Raw genomic sequence first — 18,450 nt, forward strand, 5'->3', positions numbered from 1 at the left:
GCGGAAGGAAGGAGTGCGGGTGCGGGCGCTCAGCCCTTGGTGGCGCCCGCGGTGAGGCCGGAGATGATCCCGCGCTGGCACAGCAGCGTCAGGACGAGGACGGGCAGGAGGTAGACCACCGCGGCGGCGGTCATGTCTCCCCACAGCGTCTGGAACTGGGTGATGTACCCGGCGATCCCGACGGGCATCGTCTGCGCGTCGGGGGTGCGGGTCAGCGACAGGGCGATGACGAACTCGTTCCACGCCGCCAGGAAGCCGAACAGCGCCGCGACGGCGACCGCCGGCGTCGAGATCGGCAGCACGATGCGCAGGATCGTGCCGATCGTCCCGGCGCCGTCGAGCCGGGCCGCCTCGAGCAGCTCCTCGGGCAGCTCCCGGAAGAAGCCCTCCAGCATCCAGATGATCAGCGGCAGCACGATCGGGATGTACGCGATCGCCAGTCCGAGCGACGTGTCGATCAGGCCGAGCTGGCGGAACTGGAGGAAGAACGGCAGCGCCAGCGCCACCGGCGGGAACATCCGGGTCACCAGCACCGAGCCCAGCAGCACGCCGGAGAACCGGTACCGGAACCGGGCGAACCCGAACGCGGCCGGCACCCCGAGCAGCAGCCCGACGACCGTCGCGCCGCCCGCCGCCACCAGGCTGTTGCGGAAGAACCGCAGCACGGTCTCGTCGCCCAGGACGGACGTGAAGTGGGCGGCCGTCGGCGCCTGCGGCAGGACGGTCGGCGGGATCGCGAAGATCTCGACGTCCGGCTTGAGCGAGGTCGCGACCACCCAGACGACGGGCAGCAGGAACAGGAACGCGGCGGCCACGGCGACGAGGACCGATGCGGTCCTGCGGGTGACCCGGCGCGCGGTGACGGGTGCGGCGGTCAGGGTGGTCATCGCTCACCTCGCGGGCGCAGCCAGAGGAAGACCGCACCGGCGCTGACGCCGATGACGATCACGAACAGCACCGACGTCGCCGCACCGCCACCGAAGTCGGTGGAGGTGAACATCTGCCGGTACAGGAAGGTGCTGAGCACCTCGGTCGACGACCCGGGCCCGCCGCCGGTCATCACGTACACCGCGTCGAACACGCGGAACGCGTCGGCCAGCCGGATCACGAGGACGATGAGGATGGACGGGCGCAGCAGCGGCAGGGTGATCCGCCAGAACGTCTGCCACGGGGAGGCGCCGTCCGTGCGGGCTGCCTCCTCGAGCTCGCCGGGGATGTTCGCGAGGCCCGCCAGCAGCACGAGCACGACGAACGGCACCGCGAGCCAGGCGTTGGTCACGAGCACGGTGGTCCGGGCGAACCACGGGTCGGCGAACCAGGCGGGGCCGGTGATCCCGACGAGCGCGAGTCCCTCGTTCACCAGGCCGTACCCCGGGGAGAACAGGAACTTCCAGGCCATCGACGCCACCACCGGCGCGATCATGAGCGGCAGCGCCAGCACGAGCCGCATCGCCTTGCGGCCGCGGGTCTCGCGCTGCAGGACCAGGGCGATCGGGATGCCGACCGCCAGCTCGACGACGAGCGTCGTGACGACGTAGCCGAGGGTCTGGGTCAGCGCCGTCCAGAAGGCCGGCGACCCGAGCACCCGGCTGTAGTTGTCGAGCCCCACGAACGACGGCGCGGGGCCGCCGACGGCGACGCTGAACTCCTGCAGGCTCAGGGACACCGTCCACAGCAGCGGGTACAGCGCGGTCGCGGCGAGCGCGAGCAGCGCGGGCAGCGTCAGCAGGACGCCGGCCCGTCGCCTCCCGGCGAGCAGGCTCCCCCGCCCGCCGCCGCGGCTCGCTGCCGGGGCGGCCGGTGTGGTCGTCCCCGCATCCCCGGTCCCGCCGCGGGTGGCGGGACCGGCCGGTGCGTGGTGGCGGGCGGGCGTCCCGGACCGCCCGCCACCACGCAGGTCAGCGGCCAGCTGCCTGCTCCATCTCGGACTGCGCGGCGGCGAGCGCCTCGTCGGGCGTCTGCTGCTGCGACATCACCGCGGAGACGGCCTCCGCGATGGCGGTCTGGTACTGCGCGTAGGCCGGTGTCATCGGCATCGTCGTGCTGTTCTCGACGGACTCCGAGAACACCGCCAGGGCGTCGCGGTCGGCCTGCGACAGCTCGGCAGAGCCGGCGAGCGTCTCCATCGACGACGTGCGGGGCACGGGCGAGAGCTGCTCGATCGCCTTGCGCGCGAGCACGTCGCTGCTCGTGGCCCAGCTGACCCACTGCCAGGCGGCGTCCTGCGCGTCGGACGACGCGGACACCCCGAAGCCCCACGAGAACGTCGTGCCGACCTGGTCGGGGTTGCCCGGGTTGAGCGCGACCGCGACGTCGTCGGCGATCTTCGACTGCGCCGGGTCGGTGGCCTGCGCCCACAGGTACGGCCAGATGGAGATCATCGCGACCTTGCCCTCGAGGAACTGCCCCTGCATGGCGGACAGGTCGTGCAGGCCCTCGGGGCTGGAGCCGTCCTCGAACTGGATGCCGGTCATGAGGTCGAACGCCTCGCGCGCCTCGGGCGAGTCGATCGCGGGGGCGCCGTCCTCGTCGACGATGTCGCCGCCGGACTGCTGGATGTAGCTCTCGAACCGGGTCGCCACCTCGCCGTCGCGGTTGCCCGGCACCATCGTGCCGAACACGCCGGTGGCCGGGTCGGTGGTCGCCGCCGCAGCCGCGCGGTACTCCTCCCAGGTGGTCGGCGGCCCGTCGACGCCCGCGGCCTCCAGCATGCTGGGCCGGTAGTAGGTCACGAGGTTGTGCACGAGGAACGGCAGACCGTAGAGCTCGTCGTCGTAGGTCACCGTGTCGAGCGTGTGCTCGACGAAGTCGTCGCGGTCCGCGTCCTCGAGCCGGTCGCCCAGCGGGGCGAGGTACCCGTTCTGGGCGAACTCGGCGATCCACGGCTGGTCGACCGTGAGGACGTCGTACGCCCCGCCACCGGCGATGGCGTCGGACAGGAACTGCTGGTGCATGTTGTCGTGCGGGACGCCGAGGATCTCGACGTCGATGCCGGTCTCCTCCGTGAACTCCGCCGCCATCTCGCGGTAGAAGGCCTCGTGCGGCGAGCCGGCCTCCATGCCGACGGTGATGCTGGTGGCGTCGCCGGCCGAGCCCGAGCCCGCGCCGGAGGGGGTGGACGGGGCGGACGGGGCGCACGCGGTGAGGGCGAGACCCGCCGTGCCGACCACTGCCGCGACCGCGAGGCCCCGGGACCACCGAGGTGTGCTGGACATGTCTAGCTCCCTTGCTAGGTCGTTTCGCAACCGGTTTCGGTAGCGCGACGCTAGCCCGGGCCGCGCGGGGTGTCAACGCGCGAGGACCGCCGCCACGCGGGTGATCCGCCGCCCGTTCGCCGGACAGCGCCGCCCCGGCTCCCCTACCGTCGTGCCCGCCGACGGGCGCCGACCGGTCCCGTCATCTCACGAAGGGGGCGTCGTGCTGCGTGCGCTGCCGGTCCTGATCCAGCTCGGGCTGCTCGTGTTCTGCCTGGTGGACTGCATCCAGACCGACTCGGTCCTGGTGCGGAACCTGTCGAAGACCGCCTGGATCCTGCTCATCGTGTTCCTGCCGCTGGTGGGCGGGGTCGCGTGGCTGGTGGCGGGACGTCCCGCGCGCGGCGCGCAGGCGCCGCGGGTGGCGTGGCCCAGCACCGCGACGGCCGGCTTCCCGGAGTACGAGCGGCCCCGCGCCGCCGGGCCCGACGACGACCCCGCGTTCCTCGCCGGGCTCCGCGCCTCCGACGACCAGCACGAGCGCATGCTGCGCGACTGGGAGGCCGACCTGCGCGCGCGGGAGCGGGAGCTGCGGTCCGACCCGCCGGCGGACGGCACGGACCAGCCCCGGGCCTGACCCGGCCCCACCGCGCGGGGCGCTGCGGGGTCGCCTAGCGTGGCTCGGGACCCCCGTCCCCCGACCCCGCGGCGCGTGCCCGCCCATGACCGACTCCCGGCCCCCTCAGCTCCCCCGGCACGACGTCCTCATCATCGGCGGCGGCAACGCGGGCCTCTCCCTCGCCGGTCGCGTCCGGCGCGACGGCTGCCGCGACGTCGCGGTGGTCGAGCCGAAGGACATCCACCACTACCGCCCGCTGCTGTCCTACGTCGCGTCGGGTCAGGCGACCCTCGCCGACCTGCGCCGTCCCCAGGTCGAGGTGCTGCCCGAGGGCGTGCACTGGTACCGCGACCGGGCCGTCGACGTCGACCCCGGGCGCTCGGTGGTCACGCTCGCCGACGGCACGGAGCTGACGTACGGGGACCTCGTGGTGTGCCCGGGCTCCCGCGTGGACTGGGACGCGATCCCGGGGTCGCAGGAGGCGGTCGCGACCCCGCACGCGTCGACGAGCTACCTGCTCGACCTCGCGCCGAAGACGTGGACGATGCTGTCCGACCTCGCATCCGGCCGCGCCGTGTTCGTCATCTCCGACCGGCACGTCCCCTGCGCCCCCGTCGGGCTGAAGCCGCTGTTCGCCGCCGCGGACCACTGGCGCCGGGCCGGCGTGCTCGGGGACGTCGAGGTCGACCTGCTGGTCGAGGGCCCGTCCCTCGTGCACCACGCGGAGGCCGACCGTGAGCTGCGCGCCGCGGCCGACCGCTTCGGCGTCCACGTCCGCACCCGCACCACGGTCGAGCGCGTCGACCCCGCTTCACGCACCCTGCACCTCGTCGGCGGCGGGTCGCTCACCTACGACGCGCTGTACCTCGCGCCCCCGCACCGCGCGCCCCACTGGGTGGCCGCGAGCGGCCTGGACTCCCCCACGAGCGACGGGTTCGTCGCCGTCGACCCCGAGACGCTCCAGCACGTCGAGCACGCGCGCGTCTGGGGCCTCGGCGACGCGGCCACCGTCGGCACGTCGTCCTCGGGCGGCGCGCTGCGCAAGCAGGTCCCCGTGGTGGCGCGGAACATCCAGGCGCGCCGCACCGGCGCCCCGATGCGGCGCTACGACGGCTACTCGGTCGCCCCGGTGCTCACGTCGGGGAGCAGGCTGCTGCTCGCGGAGTTCGACCGCGACGGGAACGCCGAGCCCACCGTGCGGTTCCCCGACCTGGCGCGCCCCCGGCGGAGCCTGCGGCTCTTCGACCGGTACCTCGAGCCGACGATCTACTGGAACCGGCTCCTGCAGGGCAAGGTGTCCTGACCGCCGCTGCCGTGCGTCCCCGATCTGCGCCGCACGGGTGAAATCGCACCCGTTCACGCATCTCGACGCAGGTCGGTGCCATAGCGTCCCCAGGCCGCATCCCGCGGACGAGAGGAGCGGAGCCGTGCGCACCCATGTCGTGATCCCCGCGCCCGCCGTGGTCGAGCGACGCGCCGGTGCCCGATGACGAGCCGTGGCCGGTCGCGCCGAGCGGTGCGGCCGCCCCTGCTGGCGGACACCCTCCGTGCTGCCGGCGCGGTGAAGGACCAGTACCCGGATCCGTCCCAGCACGACCTCACGGACGCCGACTACGACGCGGCGTTCGACGTCGACGAGCTGAACGTGACCGTCATCGGGGGCATGTGGGGCGACCGGCTGACGCCGGAGGCTCGGGAGCACGCTCGCGAGCTGGCCACCGCGCTGTTGAGCGACCCCCGCGCGACCGCAGCGCAGCGCGCCCCGCTGATCGAGCTCGTTGACCTGCTCGAGGCGTGGCGACGAGCTGGCGGCTAGACCCGGCTCAGGCCACCCGGCCCAGGGCGATCGCCGCGTACATCAGCGCCGCCACGGACTCGCCGTCGGTGATCGTCCCGTCCCGCACGAGCCCGAGCACCTCCGGCCAGGGCAGCACTCGCGTCCCGACGATGCCCTCCTCGTGCTGGCCCTCCGCCTCGACCGGCGCGCGCAGCCCCCGGGCCAGGAGCACCCGGCCCGGCGCGTGGCAGACGCCGTTCAGCGAGAACACCGCACCGAGGTCCTGCCAGTCGTCCGCCAGCAGGCCGGTCTCCTCCAGCAGCTCCCGCCGAGCCGCGACCAGCGGCTCCTCCCCGTCCGACCCGCCCGCCGGCACCTCCAGCGACAGGGCCCCGGTCGTGTACCGCTCCAGCTCGACGAGCACGACCTCGTCGTCGTCCGTGACCGGGACGACGAACACCGCCGGGTGCCGCACCTCGACGACGCCGTAGATGCCGCTGCCGCCGTCCGGCCGGGTGACCGCGTCCTCGCGGACGCGGATCCACGCGTTCTCGTAGACGGTCGTCGAGCCGTGCGTCTGCCAGGAAGCCACGAGGCCGGTCCTCCGGTACGGGGATGGGGGTCCGTGCGAGCGTATCGAGCCGCGCCCGGGTGGTCGTCGCCCGGCCGGCCGCTGGCGGTGCGGCACCGCGCGGGCGCAGGATGACCCCATGCAGCTCGACGACATCCCGGTGCGGACGCTCCGCGGGCAGGACACCACGTTCGGCGAGCTGACCGACGGGCGGGTGGCGCTGGTCGTCAACGTCGCGTCGCGGTGCGGGCTCGCGCCCCAGTACGAGCAGCTCGAGGCGCTGCACACCGCGTACGGGCCGGAGGGGTTCACGGTCGTCGGCGTCCCGAGCAACCAGTTCCTGCAGGAGCTCGGCTCCGAGGACGCGATCGCCGAGTACTGCTCGACCACGTGGGGCGCGACGTTCCCGATGACGGAGAAGGTCAAGCTCAACGGCCGCGGGGCGCACCCGCTCTACCGCCAGCTCACGCAGATCCCGGACGACACCGGCAAGGCCGGGCGCATCACCTGGAACTTCGAGAAGTTCCTCGTCGCCCCCGGCGGCGGCGCCCGCCGGTTCCGGCCGCGCGTGCTGCCGGACGCCCCCGAGGTGGTCGCGGCGATCGAGGAGCTGCTCGGCGACCGCCACCCCGCCTGACCGAGCGAGCCGCGCCCGCCCGGGGCACACCAGGCACGCGGCGCCGATCAGCCCGACGTCGTCGTGGTGGTGATCGTGGCCGCGGTGACGCCCGCCATGATCGCGGCCGTCGAGGCGGCGATCGCGTCCTTGACCGCCTTCGCCGCCCACGCGCCCTCGGCGACCTGCTTCGCGCGCCGCCGCACGTCCCGCGCCGGCACCCCGGGGTGGTCCACCGCGGCGGGAGCCTTGTCGACCGACGAGAGCAGCGCGGCGAGCGCGCCGGTGCGCTGGTCGGGCTCCGCGCCCTGGACGAGCACCGCGGTCAGCGCCCGGCGCAGCTCCTGCTCGTGCGCCGTGTCGGCGGGCAGCCACCGGGTGCGCGGGAACAGGCCGAGCACCCGGTCGTCGTGCCGGGCGAGCACGCCGCGCTGCGCCAGGCGGTCGGCGAGCGCGTCCTTCGCCCCCTTGCCCAGCCGCCCGACGAGGTCGCTCGCGGACCGCTCCCGTTCGGCCACCGTCGCGAGGGCCGCCTGGAGGACGGGGTCCTCGACCGTGGCGCCCGGCCGCGCGACGACCTTCGCGCCCGACCAGATGCTGGCTCGCTCCCGCACCACGACCGCGTCGGCGAGGGCGAGCTCGAGCAGCAGCGCGCCGCCGAGCACGGTGTCGAGGTACGAGGAGGTCGACGTGCCCTTCTCGTCGTCGAGCAGCAGGAGCAGCAGGTCGTCCGCGATGAGCGTGGCCATGGCCCGAGACTAGCCAGGCCCGCGGGCCCTCACCCGGCCAGGTGCCCCCAGCGCCCCGCGAGCTCGCGCCACGGCCCGACGGCCGCGACCTCCCCGTCCTCGAGCACGACGACCCGGTCGGCGCGGGCGAGCGCGGCCCGCTTGGACGTCGACCCGACGACCGTGGTGCCACGCTCGCGCAGCGACTGCCACAGCTCGATCTCCGTGGCGGCGTCCAGCGCGCTGGACACGTCGTCCGCGAGCAGCACCTCGGACTCCGTGGCGAGCGCCCGGGCGAGCGCGAGCCGCTGCACCTGCCCGCCGGACAGCCGCACACCGCGGTGGCCGACCAGTGCGTCGGGTCCGCCGGCCTCGGCGACGTCCTGGGACATCCGGGCGGCGTCGAGCGGGCCGGCGACCTCCCGCGGGTGGTCGAGCGCCACGTTGTCCGCGAACGTGCCGGACAGCACCCGCGGCACCTGGGCGACGTGCGCCACGCGGCCCGGTCGGAGGAGCTGCTGGGCGTCCGCGACGTCCACGCCGTTCCACACGACGCGGCCGGTGTGCTCCATCAGGCCGGCGAGGGCCGACAGCAGGCTGGACTTGCCCGAGCCGACGCGGCCGAGCAGCAGCACGAGCTCTCCCCGCTCGAACGTGAGGTCCACGTCCCGGACGCCGATCGTCCCGTCGTCGTGCACCGCGGCGAGGCCGCGCAGCTCCAGCCGCTCGAACCGGTCCCGGCTGTCGGGCTCGGGCCGCGGCGCGCGACCCGACGCGAGGTCGACGCCCGCCGGCACGTCGGCCAGGTCGGTGCCGCCGGCGAAGGTCGCCGTGGCCCGCTGCCAGGACCGGGTGCCGGGCGCCTCGGTGACGACCGCTCCCGCGACCACGCCGAACCAGTTGAACCCCGCGACCGCCCCGGCGACGAGCAGCGTGCTGCCCAGGTCCCACACGCCCGCGAGCAGCGCGCCCCAGGCCACGACCACCCCGACCTGGACCATGATGATCGGCACGCCGTCGAGGACCGCCTGGACGCGGTGCTCGAACACCGCGGCCCGGACCCGACCCGCGTCCACCGACCGCAGGTGCGCGTGCACCTGCGGGGTGCGCGCCGCCAGCTTCACGGTGCGCGAGGCGTCGAGGGCCGACACGAGCGCGCGGCCGAACACCGCGCGCGCCGCGGCGGAGCGGGTGGCGGACCGGCCGGCGATCGGCCGGCCGATCAGCGCGCACGCCGCGCTGACGACGAGCACGGACAGCAGCACGCCGCCGGCCAGCAGCGACCAGCTCAGCAGGGCCGCGACGGCGACGAGCACCAGGCCGTTCACCAGGTCGACCCACCGGTCGGCGTACTGCACGAACCGGTCGGCGTCGAGGGCCCGCGCGACGACCTCCCCCGGCGGGGTGCGGCGCAGCCGGTGCTGCCGGGTCTGGCCGACGAGCACGGACATCCGCACGCGCAGCAGCAGCTCGATCCACCACTTCGGGTACAGGCGGAACGCCAGCGAGTTGCACGGCGCCACGAGCAGCAGCAGCACGACGAGCACGGCGACGAGCACCGTGGTGCTGCGACCGTCCTGGAGCCCCTCCACCGTGCGCCCCCACAGGAAGCCGGTCACCGCGCCCTGCGCCGCGAACAGGCTCGACAGCAGGAACAGGGCGGCACCGACGACCCCCCAGCGAGGGCGCACGACCAGCGCGTGGGCGATCCCGCGGGCCAGGCTCGGGCCGCTCCCCGGGTCGGGCAGCTCCGGCGGCGGGCCGGTCCGGCGCGGCGCGCCGAGCCCGTCGGTCGAGCCGAGCCCGTCGGTCGAGCCGAGCCCGTCGGTCGAGCCGAGCCCGTCGGTCGAGCCGAGCCCGTCGGTCGAGCCGAGCCCGTCCGTGGACCGCAAGCCGTCGGTGGGGTCCAGCCCGTACGTCGGGTCCAGCCCGCCCGTCGGGTCCGGGTGCGTCGGGCGGCCGGCGCGCTCCTCCGCGTCGTCGTCGAGGTCGTGGCCCTCGCTCCGGCTCGCGGTGAGCAGCGCGCGGAACGGCCCGTCCTCGCGGGCCAGCGCCTCCCGCGGCCCCTGCTGCACGACGCGCCCGTGGTCGAGCACGACGACCTGCTCGGCCCGCTCGACGGTGCCCAGGCGGTGCGCCACGAGCACGCCGGTGCGCCCGCCCAGCAGGCGCTCGGACGCGGCGACGACCCGGGCCTCGGTGAGCGGGTCCATCCGGGCGGTCGCCTCGTCCAGCACGACCACCTGCACATCCCGGACGAGCAGCCGGGCGAACGCGACGAGCTGCTCCTCCCCGGCGGACAGCGACGTGCCCCCGGGCCCGAGCAGGGTGTCGAGCCCGTCGGGCAGGCCGGCGACCCAGTCGGTCAGGCGGAGCTCCGCGACCGCGTCCTCGACCACGCCCCGCGGCACGTCGGCGAACAGCGCGATGTTCTCGGCCAGCGTGCCCGCGAGGATCTCGGTGCGCTGGGTGACCACGCCGACGGCCGCGCGCAGCGCCTGGAGGTCCACGTCGCGCACGTCGACGCCCCCGAGCAGCACCGACCCCACCGGCGGCTCCACGGCCCGGGACAGCAGCGAGGCCAGCGTCGTCTTGCCGGACCCGGTGCGGCCGACGAGCGCGACGGTGTGGCCGGCCGGCACCCGCAGCCGCACGCCGCGCAGCGCGAACGCGCCCTCGGTGTACGCGAAGTCCAGGTCCCGCACCTCCAGGTCGAGCGGCCCGTCGGGCAGGGCGCGGCCGCCGGCCGGCTCGGGCGGGGACTCCAGGAGCTCGCGGATGCGGATGACGGCGCCGACACCCTCCTGGATGTCCGGGAGGTGCCGGGCGAGCATGTCGAACTGCCCGACGAACGACGCCGTGACCAGGAACAGCGTGACCAGGCGGGCGACCGACAGGTCCCCGGCCCCCGCGAGGGCCACGCCCGCCACGGTCACCCCGCCGAGCAGCGCGTGCAGCAGCACCCCGGCGCGCGCGGTCATCCGCGTCTCGACGGCCAGCACCTGGTCGAGGGTGCGGTGCACCGCGGCGGACGCCTCGGCGAACCGCCGGACCGCGAACGCCTGGCCACGGCTCGTGCGCAGGTCGTCGCGGGCGGCCACGGCCTCCTCGAACGCGGCGGCGTTGTCCGTCCACGCCCGCTCCTCCACGACCTTGCGGCGCGCGATCTCCCCGAGCGACGGGCGCACCACGAGCAGCGTGAGCCCCCCCAGCAGCGGGAACAGCAGCCACGCGGGCCACCACGTGACGCCCGCGACCACCCACATCGGCAGCACGCCGGCGACGGTGCGCCCCGCGCCCCACAGCTGGCGGCGGACGAGCGTGCCGACGGCGTGCGTGTCGTCGTCCACGCGGTCCAGCACCTCCCCGACCGCCTGCTCGGTGAGCGTCTCGAGCGGCTGGTGCAGCGCCGCGCTGAGGAGGTCGCCGCGGAGCCTGCCCTCGGCGCGGTCCACGACGCCGGCCCACCCGACCTGCCCGACGGTGTCGACCAGCGCGGCGCCCACGAGGCACAGCGCGAGCAGGGCCACACCCGCAGCCGTCGGGTCCTCCGCGATCCGGCCGGCGACCACCGTGCCGAGCGCGGACCCGACCGCACCGACGGTGAGGGCCAGCAGCGCGAGGAGCGCGACCGGGCCGCGCAGGCGGCGCCAGTCGAGCCGCCGCGCGGGGTCGGCGGGCAGGCCGGACGTGCCGGCGGCGCGCGTGCGGTCGGTGGGCGGTGCGGTGGGGGCCTCGATCATCGTGCGTCGACCCTAGGCCGCAGGTCCGACAGGCCCGAAGCGTTTTGTCGCGTCGCGGTGACCGCCGGGGGCCCGAGCGCCCGCCGTCCCGCACTACGGTCGGCGCATGATCCTGTGGACGACCGCGTTCCTCGACAGCCCCGCCGACGCGTGGGACCGCACGCTGGAGCACTGGCAGGCGGTCACGGCCACGACGCTGTCGTCGCGCCGCGGCCCGGACGGCGAGTTCGTCACCCTCGTGCCGCGCGACGGCGACCCGTTCCTCCGCGCGCAGCGGACGCGGACGGGCGGGCCGGGCGTGCACCTCGACCTGCACGTCGCGGACGTCCGGGCGTCGGCCGACGCCGCCGTCCGCGCGGGCGCCCGCGAGGTCGCCGCGTCCGACCACGTGGTCCTCACGTCGCCCGGCGGGATGCCGTTCTGCTTCGTCACCGCCTCCGAGCGGCACCGCCCGGGAGCCGTCGCGTGGGACGCCCCGGGCGGGGCACGGTGGACGAGCCTGCTCGACCAGTACGCGGTGGACGTGCCCGCGGAGCACTGGGCGGCGGAGCGCCGGTTCTGGGCGACGGTCACCGGCTGGGAGGAGCAGCCGTCGGCCCCGGAGGACGAGCTGGTCCCGCTGGTGCGGCCGGCCGGGCAGCCGCTCCGCATCCTGCTGCAGCGGCTGGACGAGCCGACGGGCACGGTGCGGGCGCACCTCGACCTGGCGTGCGACGACCGCGAGGCCGAGACGGCCCGGCACGTGGCCCTCGGCGCCCGGGTGGAGCGGGTCCGCGCGCAGTGGACGGTCCTGGTCGACCCGACGGGCCGCCGCTACTGCGTCACGGACCGCGACCCGGTGACCGGCCGGCCGTCCTGACCCCGACCGTGCTCGGCTCCTAGCCCCGGCCCCCACCCGGAGCACGGTCGAGCAGCAGGGCCGTCCCGGCGCCCAGCACCGCCGCGGCGAGCAGCACCGACGGCCAGGCCCCGAGCGTGTCGGCCAGCAGGTGCGACGCCACGAAGCAGACGGCACCGAGCACCACGACCGCCGTCACGCGGAGCACGCCCGAGGCGGGCAGGGCACGCCACGCGCACCACGCGACGCCGGCGAGCAGCACGAGACCGCCCAGCGCCCGCACGCCGGTGCCCTGCGCGACCGCGAACCCGAGCACGAGCGTCACGGCCGCCGGCACCGCCGTGGGCACCCCCGCGAGCGGACCACGTCGCCGGGCGGCGCGGGCCTGGCTCGCGGTCGGGGCGACGTCGGGCGGGGCAGGAGTGCGGCGGTCCATGCCGCCATCCTCCCCCGCCCGCACGCCGACCCGCGCGGTCAGGCGTTCTCCTCCACCACGGCGCCGGCGAACTGCGACTGGTAGAGCCGGTGGTAGGCGCCGCCGGCCGCGATGAGCTCGTCGTGGTTGCCCTTCTCGACGATCGCGCCCTTCTCCATGACGAGGATGAGGTCGGCGTCGCGGATCGTGGACAGCCGGTGCGCGATCACGAACGACGTGCGCCCGGCCCGCAGCGAGGCCATCGCCCGCTGCAGGAGCCGCTCGGTGCGGGTGTCCACGGACGAGGTGGCCTCGTCGAGGATCAGCACCGAGGGCTGCGCGACGAACGCGCGGGCGATCGTGATGAGCTGCTTCTCCCCCGCCGACAGGTTCGCGGCGTCCTCCTCGAGCACGGTGTCGTAGCCCTGGGGCAGCGAGTGCACGAAGCGGTCGACGTAGGTGGCGCGGGCCGCGGCCAGCACCTCCTCGTCGGTGGCGGTCTGCCGGCCGTACCGGATGTTCTCCCGGATGCTCCCGGCGAACAGCCACGGGTCCTGCAGGACCATGCCGGTGCGGGCCCGGGCGTCGTGCCGGCTCAGCGTCGCGATGTCCTGGCCGTTGACGAGGATCCGGCCGCCGTCCAGCTCGTAGAACCGCATGAGCAGGTTGACCAGGGTCGTCTTGCCGGCGCCGGTCGGCCCGACGATGGCGACGGTCTGCCCGGGGCGGACCGTGAACGACAGGTCGGTGATCAGCGGGTGCTCGGGGCTGTAGGAGAAGGCCACGTGGTCGAACTCGATCGTGCCGTCGCCCTCGGCGGGTGCCGGCGCGTCGGTGGCGTCCGGGTGCTGCTCGTCCTCGTCGAGCAGCTGGAACACGCGCTCGGCGGAGGCCGTGCCGGACTGCACGACGGCGGCCATCCCGCCGAGCTCGGACAGCGGCTGCGTGAACATCTGGGCGTACTGGATGAACGCCTGCACGCTGCCCAGGCGCATGGTCCCGTTGGCCACCATGAGGCCGCCGAGCACCGCGATGCCGACGTAGGTGAGGTTGCCGACGAACGACATGCCGGGCCAGATGATCCCGGACAGGAACTGCGCCTTGAACGAGGCCTTGTACAGCTCCTCGTTCTCCTCCTTGAACCGGTCGGCGAAGTCGCGCTGGCGACCGAACACCTTGACCAGGGCGTGCCCGGAGAACGACTCCTCGACGCGCGCGTTCAGCCGGCCGACCTTGCGCCACTGGATGCCGAAGGCCTTCTGCGACTTCGGTCCGATGATCCCGAAGATGACGCCCATCAGCGGCAGGGACACCAGCGCGACCAGCGCGAGCTGCCACGAGATCGAGAACATCATCACGAGCACGCCGATGACGGTGAGGATGGACGTGAGCGCGCTGGACAGCGACTGCTGCATCGTCTGCGTGATGTTGTCGATGTCGTTGGTGACCCGGGAGATCAGCTCACCGCGCTGCACCCGGTCGAAGTACGCCAGAGGCAGCCGGTTGATCTTGGCCTCGACCTGCTCGCGCAGCCGCCACATCGCGCGGACCATGACGACGTTGATGATGTACCCCTGCAGCCAGGTGAGCAGCGCGGCGGCCACGTAGAGCGCCAGCACGGTCGTCAGCAGGCCGCCGAGCCTGTCGAAGTCGATGCCGGCGCCCGGCACGAGCTGGTCCATCGCGGCGACCATGCCCGCGAGCTGGTCCTGGCCGTCGGCGCGCAGCCCCTCGACCGCCTGCTCCTGGGTGATCCCCGCCGGCAGCTGCCGGGAGATGAACCCCTGGAACACCACGTCGGTCGCGCGCCCCAGGATGCGCGGGGCGAGGACGGTCAGCACCACGCCGGCCGCGCCCATGAGCGTGACGGCGACGAGCGCGACCTTGTACGGGCTCAGCAGCCCGATCATGCGGCCGAACGACTCCTTGAAGTTGTCGGCCTTGCCGGGCGCGACACCCTCCCAGGAGTCGGACGCGATCCGGGCCTGCTCCCCGAGCTCGATCTCGAGCTTCTCCTCCTCGGTGAGCTCGGGCTCCCGCTGGGCGGTCTTCTCGCTCATGCGCCGGCCTCCACCGCGAGCTGGGACTCCGCGATCTCGCGGTAGGTCTGGTTGGACTGGAGCAGCTCGTCGTGGGTGCCGAGCCCGGCCACCCGTCCGTCGTCGAGCACGAGGATGGCGTCCGCGCCGGTCACCGTGGACACGCGCTGGGCCACGACGATCTTGGTGACCTCGGGCAGCTCGCGCCACAGCGCCTGCCGCAACCGGGCGTCGGTCGCGAGGTCGAGCGCCGAGAACGAGTCGTCGAACACGAGGACGTGCGGGCGCCGCACGATCGCGCGCGCGATGGCGAGCCGCTGCCGCTGGCCGCCGGACACGTTGGTGCCGCCCTGGGCGATCCGGGCCTCGAGCCCGCCGTCCATCTGGGCGACGAAGTCGCTGGCCTGCGCGATCTCGAGCGCGTGCCACAGGTCCTCGTCGGTCGCGTCCTCCTGGCCGAGCCGGAGGTTCGACGCGACGGTGCCGGCGAACAGGAACGGGCGCTGGGGCACCAGGCCGATGCCGGACCACAGGGTCTCGAGCTCCACGTCGCGCACGTCCACGCCGCCGACCCGGACGGTGCCGCCGGTGGCGTCGAACAGGCGCGGGATCAGCGACACCAGCGTCGTCTTGCCCGCGCCGGTCGAGCCGATGATCGCGACGGTCTGACCGGGCTGCGCCGCGAAGGTGATGCCGGAGAGCACCGGGTGCTCGGCCTCCGGGTAGGCGAACGTGACGCCGTCGAACGCGACCTCCCCGGGCCGCGGCACCGTGTGCACCGGCTCGGCGGGCTCGTCCAGGGTGGACCGGCTCTGCAGGACCTCGGTGATGCGCTCGGCCGACACGGCGGCGCGCGGGATCATCACGGTCATGAACGAGGCCATGAGCACGCCCATGAGGATCTGGCCGATGTACTGCATGAAGGCCAGCAGCGTGCCGATCTCCACGTTCCCCGCGTCGACCTCGATGCCGCCGAACCAGATGACCCCGACGACGGTCACGTTGAGCACGAGCATCGCGAGCGGGAACAGCACCACGAACAGGGAGCCGATCTTGCGGCCGACGACCATGATGTCGGTGTTCGCGACCCGGAACCGGCCGGCCTCGATGTCCTCGCGGACGAACGCGCGCACGACCCGGACGCCGGTGAGCTGCTCGCGCATGATCCGGTTCACGGCGTCGAGCTTGGTCTGGTACGACCGGAACAGCGGCACCATCCGGCTGATCACCGCCCCGGCGATCACGAGCAGCGCCGGCACGGAGACCGCGATCAGCCAGGACAGCCCGACGTCCTGGCGCAGCGCCATGACGACGCCGCCGATGGCGAGCAGCGGCGCGGTGACCAGCATGGTCGCGCCCATCATCGCCAGCATCTGCACCTGCTGGACGTCGTTCGTGTTGCGGGTGATCAGCGAGCCGGCGCCGAACCGGGAGATCTCCCGCTCGGAGAACCCGCTGACCTGCGCGAACACGTCGTCGCGGATGTCGCGCCCCACCTGCATGGCGGCGCGTGCGGCGAAGTAGGTCGCGATCACGGCCGCGACGATCTGCCCCAGCGACACCGTGAGCATGAACGCCCCGGTCCGCCAGATGTACCCGGTGTCCCCGCGCGCGACCCCGCGGTCGATGATGTCCGCGTTCAGGCTGGGCAGGTACAGCATGGCCAGGGCCGAGCCGAGCTGGAACACCAGCACGCCGGCCAGGAGCCATCGGTAGGGGCGCAGGTAGCGCATCAGCAGTCGTCCGAGCACGGGGTCTCCTAGGTGGGGGGCGGCGGGCTCCGCGACCGCGGGAGGCTGGGGGGCACCGCCCGGGATCGGCTCCGACGAAGGCTACGCACCCCCACCGACACGCACAGCCCATTTCTGCCGAGGGCAGCACCGGAGGTCAGTCGGGGGGTAGGTGCTCCCGCGCCCACAGCGCGGCGCTGGTGCGGTCGCCCACGCCGAGCTGCCGGAACACGTGCCCGACGTGCACCTTCACGGTGCGCTCGGCGATGCCCAGCTCCCGCGCGATCTGCTTGTTCGCCATCCCCTGCGCCAGCAGGCGGAGCACGTCCCGCTCCCGCGCGCTCAGCCGCTCGCCGGGCCCCGGCTCCGCCGAGGGCAGCAGCGCGCCGGCCACCCGCGGGTCCAGCGGTGCGTGCCCCCGCGCCGCCGAGCGGACCGCCGCCACCAGGTCGGCCGGGTCGCAGTCCTTGAGCTGGTAGCCGACGGCGCCGGCGGCGAGCGCGGCGGCCACCCGGTCGCGGTCGGAGAACGACGTGAGCACCACCACGCGGGTGCGCGGGCGCGACGCGCGGACGCGCCGGGTCGCCTCGACGCCGTCGACGCCGGGCATCGACAGGTCCATCAGCACCACGTCGGGGGCCAGCTCCGCGACGAGGGCCACCGCCTCGGCGCCGTCGGCCGCCTGGCCGACCACGCGCATGCCGGGTGCCGCGTCGACCAGCCCGGCGAGGGCCGAGCGCACGAGGTGGTGGTCGTCGGCGAGCAGCACCGTGATGTCGTCGGTCATCGCGCGTCGTCCTCCCGCACCGTCAGCCGCCAGCGCGTCCCGCGGCCGGCGGCCGACTCGACCGACAGGTCCGCCCCGGAGGCGGTGGCGAGGTCGCGGAGCAGGCGCAGCCCGAAGTGGCCCTCGACGGGCGCGTCGAGGGCCGCCCGGACGTCGAAGCCGGTCCCGTCGTCCTCGACCTCCAGCACGACGGTGCCGTCGCCGCGGCTCAGGCGGACGCGGACCAGGTCGGCGCCGGCGTGCGCGACGGCGTTGCGGACCGTCTCCTGCGCCACGCGGTAGACCAGCTGCTCGACCTCGGGGGCCGTCCCGGCGACGCCCTCGTCCGGCACGTCGAGCTCCACCCGCACGCCGCGGGACGCGAGCCCGCCCACCAGGTCGGTGAGCGCCGCGGCCAGACCGGCCGACCGCAGGCTGTCCGGGTAGATCGCGACCAGCAGGGACCGCAGCCCCCGGATGCTGGTGCGCACCGTCTCGGCGGACCCGCGGATCAGCTCGGCCGTGCCGCGCGACCCCGAGCGGTCCGCCTCGTCCGCGGCGCCCGACAGCGCGAACGACGCGGCCACGAGCTCCTGCACCACCCCGTCGTGCAGGGTGGCGGCGATCCGGCGGCGCTCGGCGTCCGAGGCGTCCACCGCCTGCTGCAGCAGCTCCTCGCGCTGCTGCTGCGCGCGCCGCAGCCGGTCCAGGAGCGTCCACAGGACCGGCAGCAGCAGCACCACGAACAGCAGCAGGCTCGTCAGCGTGACCGCTGCGAAGCCGCGCCACACCGCGGCCGCCCGGTCGCTGACCACGTCGTAGCGGCTGTACGTCTCGAACAGCAGCACCGTCCCGTCGGGCGTCCACACGGGCCGGTAGACCTCCAGGAGCCGGCCCTCGTCGCGCTCCAGCCGGTTCTCCGGCTCGTCGAGGTCGCTGACCTCGGCCTTGGTGGCGGGCTGCGCCAGGACGGCCGTCTCGTCGTCGCCGAGCGGGAACACCTCGCCGATGAGCTCGGGGGCGTCGGAGTAGACGATGCGGCCGTCGGCGTCCCAGAGCTTGACGCGCAGGACGGCCGGCCCGAGCACCCGCTCCCGCACGACGGCGTCCAGGGCGGCGACCGCGTCCGGGTCACCGGTGAGCAGCGCGTCGGTGAGCGCCGGCTGCACGACCGCGTCGGCCAGCAGGTCCGTGCTGCGGGCCGCGTCGTTCACCGACTCCTGCTCCGCGATCCGCCGCGCCGCGCCGAGGCCCAGCACGGCCACGAGCGCGAGCACCACGGCCGCGGCGGCGCCCACCTGCGCGAACACGCGCCAGGTCCGCACGGGACGGCGCCCGGCAGCCGCGGGGGCCGCGCGGCTGAGCACGACCCGGCCCGCGTCGGCCGCGGACCGGGAGGGCTGCACAGCGGCCA

General features: G+C 74.7%; 16 protein-coding genes. 5 read left to right on the plus strand and 11 right to left on the minus strand.

Going from position 1 to position 18,450, the window contains the following annotated elements:
• Nucleotides 1-29: 29 nt before the first annotated feature.
• The 3 genes from QNH85_RS02000 to QNH85_RS02010 form a co-directional block, all read right to left on the minus strand.
• Nucleotides 30-887: a carbohydrate ABC transporter permease gene (locus QNH85_RS02000; protein ID WP_282944220.1), complete on the minus strand. Its 858-nt coding sequence runs from the start codon at nt 885-887 to the stop codon at nt 30-32.
• The gene (locus QNH85_RS02005; protein WP_282944221.1) at nt 884-1,666 is read right to left on the minus strand and encodes a carbohydrate ABC transporter permease; all 783 of its coding nucleotides are present in this window, start codon (nt 1,664-1,666) and stop codon (nt 884-886) included. The genes QNH85_RS02000 and QNH85_RS02005 overlap by 4 nt, the downstream gene beginning before the upstream one ends.
• A gap of 232 nt (nt 1,667-1,898) precedes the next feature.
• A complete protein-coding gene (locus tag QNH85_RS02010) occupies nt 1,899-3,215 on the minus strand; it encodes an ABC transporter substrate-binding protein (protein WP_282944222.1) in 1,317 nt (438 codons plus the stop codon).
• Nucleotides 3,216-3,417: 202 nt separating this feature from the next.
• Here QNH85_RS02010 and QNH85_RS02015 point away from each other — a divergent pair, with 202 nt between their 5' ends.
• From QNH85_RS02015 to QNH85_RS02025, 3 genes are all read left to right on the plus strand, one after another.
• Nucleotides 3,418-3,831: a PLD nuclease N-terminal domain-containing protein gene (locus QNH85_RS02015; RefSeq protein WP_282944223.1), complete on the plus strand. Its 414-nt coding sequence runs from the start codon at nt 3,418-3,420 to the stop codon at nt 3,829-3,831.
• 85 nt (nt 3,832-3,916) lie between these two features.
• Nucleotides 3,917-5,116, plus strand: a complete 1,200-nt coding sequence (locus QNH85_RS02020; protein WP_282944224.1) for an NAD(P)/FAD-dependent oxidoreductase — start codon at nt 3,917-3,919, stop codon at nt 5,114-5,116.
• Between the two features lie 213 nt (nt 5,117-5,329).
• Nucleotides 5,330-5,629, plus strand: a complete 300-nt coding sequence (locus tag QNH85_RS02025; RefSeq protein WP_282944225.1) for a hypothetical protein — start codon at nt 5,330-5,332, stop codon at nt 5,627-5,629.
• 7 nt (nt 5,630-5,636) lie between these two features.
• Here QNH85_RS02025 and QNH85_RS02030 read toward each other — a convergent pair whose 3' ends face one another.
• Nucleotides 5,637-6,182 carry an NUDIX domain-containing protein gene (locus QNH85_RS02030; RefSeq protein ID WP_282944226.1) on the minus strand — a complete coding sequence of 182 codons (546 nt, stop codon included), beginning with the start codon at nt 6,180-6,182 and terminating at the stop codon, nt 5,637-5,639.
• A 118-nt stretch (nt 6,183-6,300) separates the two neighbouring features.
• On the opposite strand from QNH85_RS02030, the gene QNH85_RS02035 reads away from it, so the two are divergent.
• Nucleotides 6,301-6,798 carry a glutathione peroxidase gene (locus QNH85_RS02035; RefSeq protein WP_282944227.1) on the plus strand — a complete coding sequence of 166 codons (498 nt, stop codon included), beginning with the start codon at nt 6,301-6,303 and terminating at the stop codon, nt 6,796-6,798.
• Between the two features lie 47 nt (nt 6,799-6,845).
• On the opposite strand, the gene QNH85_RS02040 is transcribed toward QNH85_RS02035, so the two are convergent.
• Both QNH85_RS02040 and QNH85_RS02045 read right to left on the minus strand, forming a co-directional pair.
• Nucleotides 6,846-7,526: a GOLPH3/VPS74 family protein gene (locus QNH85_RS02040; protein WP_282944228.1), complete on the minus strand. Its 681-nt coding sequence runs from the start codon at nt 7,524-7,526 to the stop codon at nt 6,846-6,848.
• Between the two features lie 29 nt (nt 7,527-7,555).
• Entirely contained in the window at nt 7,556-11,248 is a 3,693-nt protein-coding gene (locus tag QNH85_RS02045) for an ATP-binding cassette domain-containing protein (protein WP_282944229.1), read from the minus strand.
• Between the two features lie 106 nt (nt 11,249-11,354).
• On the opposite strand from QNH85_RS02045, the gene QNH85_RS02050 reads away from it, so the two are divergent.
• Nucleotides 11,355-12,107: a VOC family protein gene (locus QNH85_RS02050; RefSeq protein ID WP_282944230.1), complete on the plus strand. Its 753-nt coding sequence runs from the start codon at nt 11,355-11,357 to the stop codon at nt 12,105-12,107.
• A gap of 19 nt (nt 12,108-12,126) precedes the next feature.
• Here the strand turns inward: QNH85_RS02050 and QNH85_RS02055 are convergent, their stop codons facing one another.
• The 5 genes from QNH85_RS02055 to QNH85_RS02075 form a co-directional block, all read right to left on the minus strand.
• The gene (locus QNH85_RS02055) at nt 12,127-12,522 is read right to left on the minus strand and encodes a hypothetical protein (RefSeq protein ID WP_282944231.1); all 396 of its coding nucleotides are present in this window, start codon (nt 12,520-12,522) and stop codon (nt 12,127-12,129) included.
• A 38-nt stretch (nt 12,523-12,560) separates the two neighbouring features.
• Nucleotides 12,561-14,561, minus strand: a complete 2,001-nt coding sequence (locus QNH85_RS02060; RefSeq protein WP_282944232.1) for an ABC transporter ATP-binding protein — start codon at nt 14,559-14,561, stop codon at nt 12,561-12,563.
• Nucleotides 14,558-16,291, minus strand: coding sequence for an ABC transporter ATP-binding protein (locus QNH85_RS02065; RefSeq protein WP_282944233.1), 1,734 nt, complete (start codon nt 16,289-16,291; stop codon nt 14,558-14,560). The genes QNH85_RS02060 and QNH85_RS02065 overlap by 4 nt, the downstream gene beginning before the upstream one ends.
• A gap of 136 nt (nt 16,292-16,427) precedes the next feature.
• Entirely contained in the window at nt 16,428-17,057 is a 630-nt protein-coding gene (locus QNH85_RS02070) for a response regulator transcription factor (RefSeq protein ID WP_282944234.1), read from the minus strand.
• Nucleotides 17,054-18,442, minus strand: a complete 1,389-nt coding sequence (locus QNH85_RS02075) for a sensor histidine kinase (RefSeq protein WP_282944235.1) — start codon at nt 18,440-18,442, stop codon at nt 17,054-17,056. Before QNH85_RS02075 ends, QNH85_RS02070 begins: the two co-directional genes overlap by 4 nt.
• Nucleotides 18,443-18,450: the final 8 nt, after the last annotated feature.

The organism is Cellulomonas endometrii (assembly GCF_949769265.1).
Classification (GTDB): domain Bacteria; phylum Actinomycetota; class Actinomycetes; order Actinomycetales; family Cellulomonadaceae; genus Cellulomonas; species Cellulomonas endometrii.